This is a genomic window from Amycolatopsis ruanii (assembly GCF_003385175.1).
GTDB lineage: Bacteria > Actinomycetota > Actinomycetes > Mycobacteriales > Pseudonocardiaceae > Amycolatopsis_E > Amycolatopsis_E thermalba.
The window spans coordinates 154610-161711 of record NZ_PQHY01000007.1 but is presented as its reverse complement, the minus strand read 5'-3'; the positions used below and the strand labels follow the sequence as shown (position 1 = coordinate 161711).

Here is a 7102-nt window from a genome sequence, read left to right as displayed (position 1 = left end):
CCTCGATCCCGACCACCGACACCAGCCGCCCGGCCGTCGTCGCCTCGTCGAACAGCCGCCGCAGCACCGGCCGCGACGCGCGCACCCCGTCGGCCGCGTCCGCCCCGGCCACGTCGAACCGCCGCAGCTGCCGCGCGAGCGGCCGCCCGGACAAGTCCAGGATCACCCCCGCGATGTGCCCGGAGGCGAACTGCAGGCCCAGCGCCACCGGCCCGTACGGATCCAGCACCAGCCGCCCCGCCGGACGCCCCGGCGCCCGGCCCGGTTCCGGCCCCAGGTCCCGCACCAGCTCCGCCCCGGTCAGCTCCGCGACCAGGCTGGACACCGTCGCCTTCGTCAGCCCGGTCCGCTGCGCCAGCTCGACCCGCGACACCGGCGCGTCCCGCGCGATCAGCTCCATGACCAGGGCGACGTTGTGCCGCCGCATCGCCTGCGCACCCATCGCCTCCACATTCGTCAGTTTAGTGAATTGACGAACTCTGGTCACCGGGCCCGGCGCCCGGATAGACAGGCGGGGACAACGACGTGACGCGAAAGGGCGGTCCCCATGGCTGAGGTCAGCTACCGGCAGGCGTCGCGGCTCTACCCCGGCAACCCGCCGGTCCGGGCCGTGGACAGCCTCGATCTCGACATCGCCGACGGCGAGTTCCTCGTGCTGGTGGGGCCGTCGGGCTCGGGCAAGTCGACCGCACTGCGCATGCTCGCCGGTTTGGAGGACGTCGACGAGGGCGCCATCCACATCGACGGCAGGGACGTGACCGCGGTGCCGCCGAAGGACCGCGACATCGCGATGGTGTTCCAGTCCTACGCGCTCTACCCGCACATGACGGTCGCGGAGAACATGGGCTTCGCGCTCAAGCTCAAGCGCGTGTCCAAGGCCAAGATCGCCGAGCGGGTGCGCGAGGCCGCCGCCCTGCTCGACCTGACCCCGTACCTGGACCGCAAGCCGAAAGCGCTTTCCGGCGGCCAGCGCCAGCGCGTCGCCATGGGCCGCGCCATCGTGCGCGAGCCGGCCGTGTTCCTGATGGACGAGCCACTGTCCAACCTGGACGCCAAGCTGCGCGTGGAGACCCGCGCGAACATCGCCGCGCTGCAGAAGCGCCTGGGCACCACGACCATCTACGTGACCCACGACCAGGTCGAGGCCATGACGATGGGCCACCGGGTCGCGGTGCTCAAGGACGGCAAGCTCCAGCAGTGCGACACCCCGCGCAACCTCTACGAGCGCCCGCGCAACGCGTTCGTGGCCGGGTTCATCGGCTCGCCGGCGATGAACCTCAAGACCGTCGCCCTCACCCCGGACGGCGCGCAGCTCGACGGGCTGACCGTGCCGCTCCCCCGCGCGACGCTGGCGGCCGCGCGGTCGGCCGGCGTGGAGTCGGTGACGCTGGGCCTGCGGCCGGAGTCGCTGCGGCTGGCCGGCGCGGGCGAGCAGGCGGCGAAGCTGACCGTCGAGCTGGTCGAGGAGCTGGGCGCCGACGCCTACATCCACGGCGGCGTGAAGATCGGCGACCGCGTCGAGCGGTTCGTGGTGCGCGCCGAGGGCCGCCGCCCGCCGCAGCTGGGCGAGACCGTGCAGATCGCGGTCGGCGAGGCCGAAGAGGTGCACGCCTTCCACCCGGAGACGGGTGAGCGGCTGCCGTCGGCCGACTGACACCGGACACCACGAGGGGCCGGGCGGCATCCGCCGCCCGGCCCCTTGACTGTGTGCGCACCCGGAAATAAGTTACCCCGGAAAACAAAACCCGGAGGAGCTGCGATGGTGCGCCAACCGACCCCTGAGGACAAGTTCTCGTTCGGCCTGTGGACCGTGGGCTGGACCGGCACGGACCCCTTCGGCGGCCCGAGCCGCTCGGCGCTGGACCCGTGGGAGTACTCCGACAAGCTCGCCGAGCTGGGCGCGTGGGGCATCAGCTTCCACGACAACGACGTCTTCCCGTTCGACGCCGACCTGGCCACCAAGCAGCGCCTCACCGGCCGCCTCAAGGACGCCGCGGACAAGGCCGGCCTGGTGATCGAGATGGTCACCACCAACACCTTCAGCCACCCGGTGTTCAAGGACGGCGGGCTGACCTCCAACGACCGCGCCGTGCGCCGCTTCGGCCTGCGCAAGGTGCTGCAGGCGGTCGACATCGCCGCCGGGATGGGGGCGAGCACGTTCGTCATGTGGGGCGGCCGCGAGGGCTCCGAGTACGACGGTTCGAAGGACCTGCACGCGGCGTTCGAGCGCTACAAGGAGGGCCTGGACACCGTCGCCGGCTACATCAAGTCGCAGGGCTACGGCCTGCGGATCGGCCTGGAGCCCAAGCCGAACGAGCCACGCGGCGACATCTTCCTGCCCACCGTCGGTCACGCGCTCGCGCTGATCGCCGAGCTGGAGCACGGCGACATCGTCGGTCTCAACCCGGAGACCGGGCACGAGCAGATGGCCGGCCTCAACTACACGCACGCGCTGGGCCAGGCGCTGTGGAGCGGCAAGCTGTTCCACATCGACCTCAACGGCCAGCGCGGCCTGAAGTACGACCAGGACCTGGTGTTCGGCCACGGCGACCTGATCTCCGCGTTCTTCACCGTCGACCTGCTGGAGAACGGCTTCCCCGGCTCCTCGGGCGCGCCCCGCTACACCGGCCCGCGGCACTTCGACTACAAGCCCTCGCGCACCGAGTACCTGGACGGGATCTGGGACTCGGCGCGGGCGTGCATGGCGACCTACCTGATGCTGGCGGAGAAGGCGAAGGCGTTCCGCGAGGACCCGCGGGTACGCGAGGCGTGGGACCGGGCCGGGATCCTCGAGCTGTCCGAGCCGACGCTGGGCGCGGGCGAGTCGGTGGCGGACTTCCTGGCCGCCGACGACGGCTTCGACCCGGAGAAGGCCGCCCAGCGCGACTACGGGTTCGTCCAGCTGCAGCAGCTCGCGCTCGAGCACCTCATCGGGTGAATTCGTCCATCCGCTGGACGAATTCGGCGCTCCGGTTAGGATCGCCGGCGTGACCGCCCTCGATCAGCGAACCAGCGCGCGCCAGTCCAGCCTCCGGGCGAGCAACCTGGCGCTGGTGGCGCGCACGGTGTGCGCGTCGGCGCGGCCGTTGTCGCGGGCGGACGTGGCGGCCTCGACGTCGATGACCCGCACCACCGCGACCCGGCTGGCCGACGAGCTGGTCGCGGGCGGGGTCCTCGGCGAGATCGAGCCGGACGGCGGCGGCAGGCGCGGCCGTCCGGCCACTCCCCTGGTGCCCGGGTCGCGGCTGGCCGCGGCCGGGCTGCAGGTCAACGCCGGGTTCCTGGCGGTGCGGGTGGTCGACCTGCGGGGCCGGGTCGTCGCCGAGTCGCTGGAGTACGCCGACCTGGTGGAAAGCGATCCGGCGGCGACGCTGGACCGGCTGGGTGCGTTGTCGGCGCGGGTGCTGAGCGGGTTGCCCGAGGGGTTGCGGCTGGTCGGGGCGGGACTGGCGCTGCCCGGCATCGTCGCGGCCGCGACCGGGACGCTGCTGCGCGCGCCGAACCTCGGCTGGTCCGACGTGCGCCCGGCCGAGCTGCTGGACCCGGCCGCGGTGGCGGGGCTGCCGCTGCGGGTGGGCAACGAGGCCAGCCTCGCGGCCCGCACGGTCGCCGAGGTCGCGCCCGGACGGCCGGGGCCGTTTCCGGATTTCGTGTACCTGTCGGGCGAGATCGGCATCGGCGGCGCGGCGGTCGTCGGCGGCGAGGTGATGGCGGGGCGGCACGGGTGGGCCGGCGAGATCGGGCACGTGTGCGCCGACCCGGACGGCCCGGCGTGCCGGTGCGGGTCGACGGGGTGCCTGGAGACCTACGCGGGCCGGGACGCGCTGCTCGCCGCCGCCGGTCTGACGCCCGCGTCGACCCCGGCGCACCTCGCGGAACTGGCCGCCTCCGGCGACGGGCGGGCGCGGGAGGCGGTGACGGCGGCGGCGCGGGCGCTGGTGGTGGCGCTGGCCGGAGTGATCAACGTGCTGGACATCCCGACGGTGGTGCTCGGCGGGCATCTGGCGCAGGTGGCGGACCTGCTGCGGCCGGAGCTGGAGAGCCACCTGCGGGAGCGGGTGCTGTCGGCGCGGTGGACCCCGCCGGCGATCCACGCGGCGAAGAACACCCCCGCCCCCGGCGCGACGGGTGCCGCGTACCGCGAACTGACGGCGGTCCTGGCCGACCCGGCGCGCTGGCTGCCCTGACCGCCGGCTCCGGGCCCTGGCCGAGCCGCCTGGTCAATGCCGGGCCGGTCCTGCCGGCATGGCCGGCCGGCTCAGCTGACCACCAGCCAACCTGCCGGGTCGGTCCTGCCGGGAGACAGCGGCCGGCGGCGGGCTCCCGGCCCGGTGCCCGCTCTGGGATGCCCGGCGACAGCGGCTGGCTTTCCGGCCTGGGCCGCCCCGGATGCCCGGGGATGCCGGCCGGCAGCGCGCTCTGCGCCCATCCCGGATGCCCGGAGACAGCGGCTGGCCCTCGGCCCGGGCCCCCGCCCATCCGCCGCCGAGGGACGCGCGCTGTCACTTCGGTGACGGGCCCTGCGCCTTCTCGGGAGGCGGCTTGGGCTCGGGGGACTTGCGGGCTTTCGGTGACTTGGGGGCGGTGGCCTTGGCCCGGCCCGGTGCGCTCTTCGCGGCACTGTTGCCCCTCGCCGCGCTGTTGCCCTGCGCGGCACTGTTGCCCTTCGCCACGCCGTTGTCCCGCGCCGCGCCGTTGCCCTTCACTGCGCCGTCGTCCTTCACCGCGCCGGTGCGTTTCTCCCCGCTGTTGCCCTTCGCCGCCCCCTTGTCCGGCGCGGTGCTGCCCCTCGCGGCCGTGTCCCGTGCCGGGCCGGTGCGGTTCTCCTCCCGGGCTTCCGGCGTGGCGCCGTCCGGGACCGGCTCGGCGGGGCGCGACGCGGCCGGCGCCGCCAGGACCTGCGGCGGAGCGGACCGATCGGGAACGACCGCGGGCCCGGCGACCGCGACCGCGGCCAGCGTCACCGCCGCGGCCATCTTCGAGATCACCCCGCCCCCGGCGGCCACCGACGCCGTCGGCGCCCCGCCGCCCAGCAGCCGCCCGAACAGCGGCACCAGCGCCAGCACGGGCAACCCGCCGTTGACGGTTTCCAGCACGTCGGCCACCCGGTGGCATTTCGGGCAGTCCGCCAGGTGCGCCGACACCGCCCGGCCCTGCCGCGCGGTCACCTTGCCGCGCGTCCACGCACCCAGCCGCCGCCGCACCGTGCGGCAGTCCTCGACACCCGCCGCGGGCACGTGGGCCTGCAGGAACGCCTGCCGCAACCCCTCACGGGCCCGCACCGCCAGCGCGGCCACCCCGTTGGCGGTCATGCCCAGCTCACCGGCCAGCGTCGCGGGCCGGGTGCCCAGCATCTCGGTGTGCCAGAGCACGTACCGCCACCGCGGGGGCAGCGTCTCGAACGCCGACCGCGCGACCTCGCCGGTCAGCCGGTCGATCACGATCTCCTCGACGCCGGGCGCGCCCTCGTCACGGGTGGCGGTCCACGGGTCGCACCGCTCGCGGCGGCGGCCCCAGTCCATCGCCAGGTTCCGCAGCGTCACCAGCAGGTAGGGCCGGAACCGCTCGGCCGGGCCGGCGCCGTCGCGGATCGCCACGAGCACCCGCAGGAAGGATTCGGCCACCAGGTCGTCGACCTCGGACCGGTCCCGCCACATCATCGACGCCACCCGCCGCGCGGCCGGCAGGTGCCGCCGGAAGAGGCGGTCGTAGGCGAGCAGGTCGCCCGCGCGGACCGCCTCGATCAGGTCGGCGTCGACGTCCGTGTCCCCCGCCATGGTCCTCCTCGTCACCCCGGGCGCCTCTGCCCGGGGAGACTCCGCAGTCGCGAGTTTCGTTACGGCGCAGCCTGCCACGCCGGCTGGATCACGTACAGCGATGATCAGAAATCCGCGGCCTTGCCGATGTAGATCTCGGCGAACGAGGCCGCCGCGGCCGGCGACCCGAGCAGACGCCGCAGGCGGGCCTGGCCCAGCCGGGCGCGGAACGGGTCGGCGGGCGGGTCGAGCGTCGAGCTGTGGAAGACGTCCGACAGCCACTGCGAGAACTCCTGGTACTGCCACACCCGGGCCAGGCAGGTGTCCGAGTAGCGCTCCAGCGGGCCGTCGTCGCCGCCGTAGTGGGCGGCGATCGCCTCGGCCAGGTGGAAGGCGTCGTGCAGGGCGAGGTTGAGGCCCTTCGCCGCGATCGGCGCGACCAGGTGCGCCGACTCGCCGGCCAGGAACAGCCTGCCGCGGGACATCCGCTCGATGACGTAGTTGTGCATGTCGAGGACGCGCTTTTCGATCAGCTCGCCCTCGGTCAGCGGCCCGTCCGGCACCCCCAGCCGCTGGTGCAGCTCGGACCAGACGCGCTCGTGCGGCCAGTTGTCCGCCGAGTCGCCGGGCGGGCACTGCAGGTAGAAGCGGGTGACGGTGGCGGTGCGCGCCATGTGCGCGGCGAACCCGCGCGGGTGGATGCCGAACAGGACGCCGTCGGCGCTGGGCGGCGCCTCGGCGAGCAGCGCCAGCCAGCCGATGCCGTAGTCGTGGGTCAGCAGGTGACCGTCGAGGTGACGCCGCGTGACGCCCTGGGCGCCGTCGCAGCCCGCGATGAAGTCGCAGCCGAGGCGGCGGGCGGTGCCGCCGGCGTCGGTGAAGGTGACCGACGGGGTCGACGAGTCGACGTCGTGCAGGGCGACGTCCCGGACCCCGAACTCGAGAGCGCCACCGTTGTCGGCGTACTGGGCGACGAGGTCGGTGACGAGGAGCTGCTGCGGGTAGACGAAGTGCCGCTGCCCGGCCCACCGCTCGTAGGAGAAGGGGTGGCGGCGGTTTTCGAACCGGAACTCGAAGCGGCCCTGGCTGGGGGCGGTGGACAGGAGGTTGCCGGCCAGGCCGCGGTCGTCGAGCGCGCGGACCGCCCACTCCTCGATGAACCCGGCGCGCGGGCGGGCCTCGATGAACGCGCGGGTCTGCTCCTCCAGCAGCACGCAGCCGATTCCCCGGTCCCGCAACACGTTGGCGAGGGCGAGCCCGGCGGGCCCGGCCCCCACGACGACGACCCCGGTGCGCGCAACCACGATTCCTCCCCAGGTGGTGCGATTGCGGCAGTTTGCCCGAAA

Annotated in this window: 6 protein-coding genes; 3 read left to right on the top strand and 3 right to left on the bottom strand. The window is 74.1% G+C overall.

The genetic code is table 11. From position 1 onward, the window contains the following. On the bottom strand, positions 1-442 hold a 442-nt coding region (locus D0D28_RS06200), incomplete at its 3' end, for a MarR family transcriptional regulator (RefSeq protein ID WP_205413191.1). Between the two features lie 105 nt (positions 443-547). Between D0D28_RS06200 and D0D28_RS06195 the strand changes: the two genes are divergently transcribed. The 3 genes from D0D28_RS06195 to D0D28_RS06185 all read left to right on the top strand — a co-directional run bounded on the left by D0D28_RS06195 (position 548) and on the right by D0D28_RS06185 (position 4187). Continuing rightward, the gene (locus D0D28_RS06195; RefSeq protein ID WP_094007045.1) at positions 548-1654 is read left to right on the top strand and encodes an ABC transporter ATP-binding protein; all 1107 of its coding nucleotides are present in this window, start codon (positions 548-550) and stop codon (positions 1652-1654) included. A 105-nt stretch (positions 1655-1759) separates the two neighbouring features. Further along, a complete protein-coding gene (xylA, locus tag D0D28_RS06190; protein WP_116110022.1) occupies positions 1760-2938 on the top strand; it encodes a xylose isomerase in 1179 nt (392 codons plus the stop codon). 49 nt (positions 2939-2987) lie between these two features. Further along, positions 2988-4187 carry an ROK family protein gene (locus D0D28_RS06185; RefSeq protein ID WP_116110021.1) on the top strand — a complete coding sequence of 400 codons (1200 nt, stop codon included), beginning with the start codon at positions 2988-2990 and terminating at the stop codon, positions 4185-4187. Positions 4188-4502: 315 nt separating this feature from the next. Here the strand turns inward: D0D28_RS06185 and D0D28_RS06180 are convergent, their stop codons facing one another. Both D0D28_RS06180 and D0D28_RS06175 read right to left on the bottom strand, forming a co-directional pair. Next, on the bottom strand, positions 4503-5777 hold the full coding sequence (locus tag D0D28_RS06180; protein WP_116110020.1) for a sigma-70 family RNA polymerase sigma factor: 1275 nt from the start codon (positions 5775-5777) through the stop codon (positions 4503-4505). Between the two features lie 104 nt (positions 5778-5881). Further along, positions 5882-7060 (bottom strand): 4-hydroxybenzoate 3-monooxygenase, encoded by a 1179-nt coding sequence (locus tag D0D28_RS06175; RefSeq protein ID WP_116110019.1) that lies wholly within the window; start codon positions 7058-7060, stop codon positions 5882-5884. Between the last annotated feature and the right edge of the window lie 42 nt (positions 7061-7102).

Bases quoted from the DNA above. Each gene is read 5' to 3' on its own strand.
- xylA (WP_116110022.1), top strand. From the start codon at position 1,760: ATGGTGCGCCAACCGACCCCTGAGGACAAGTTCTCGTTCGGCCTGTGG.
- D0D28_RS06180 (WP_116110020.1), bottom strand. From the start codon at position 5,777: ATGGCGGGGGACACGGACGTCGACGCCGACCTGATCGAGGCGGTCCGC.
- D0D28_RS06195 (WP_094007045.1), top strand. From the start codon at position 548: ATGGCTGAGGTCAGCTACCGGCAGGCGTCGCGGCTCTACCCCGGCAAC.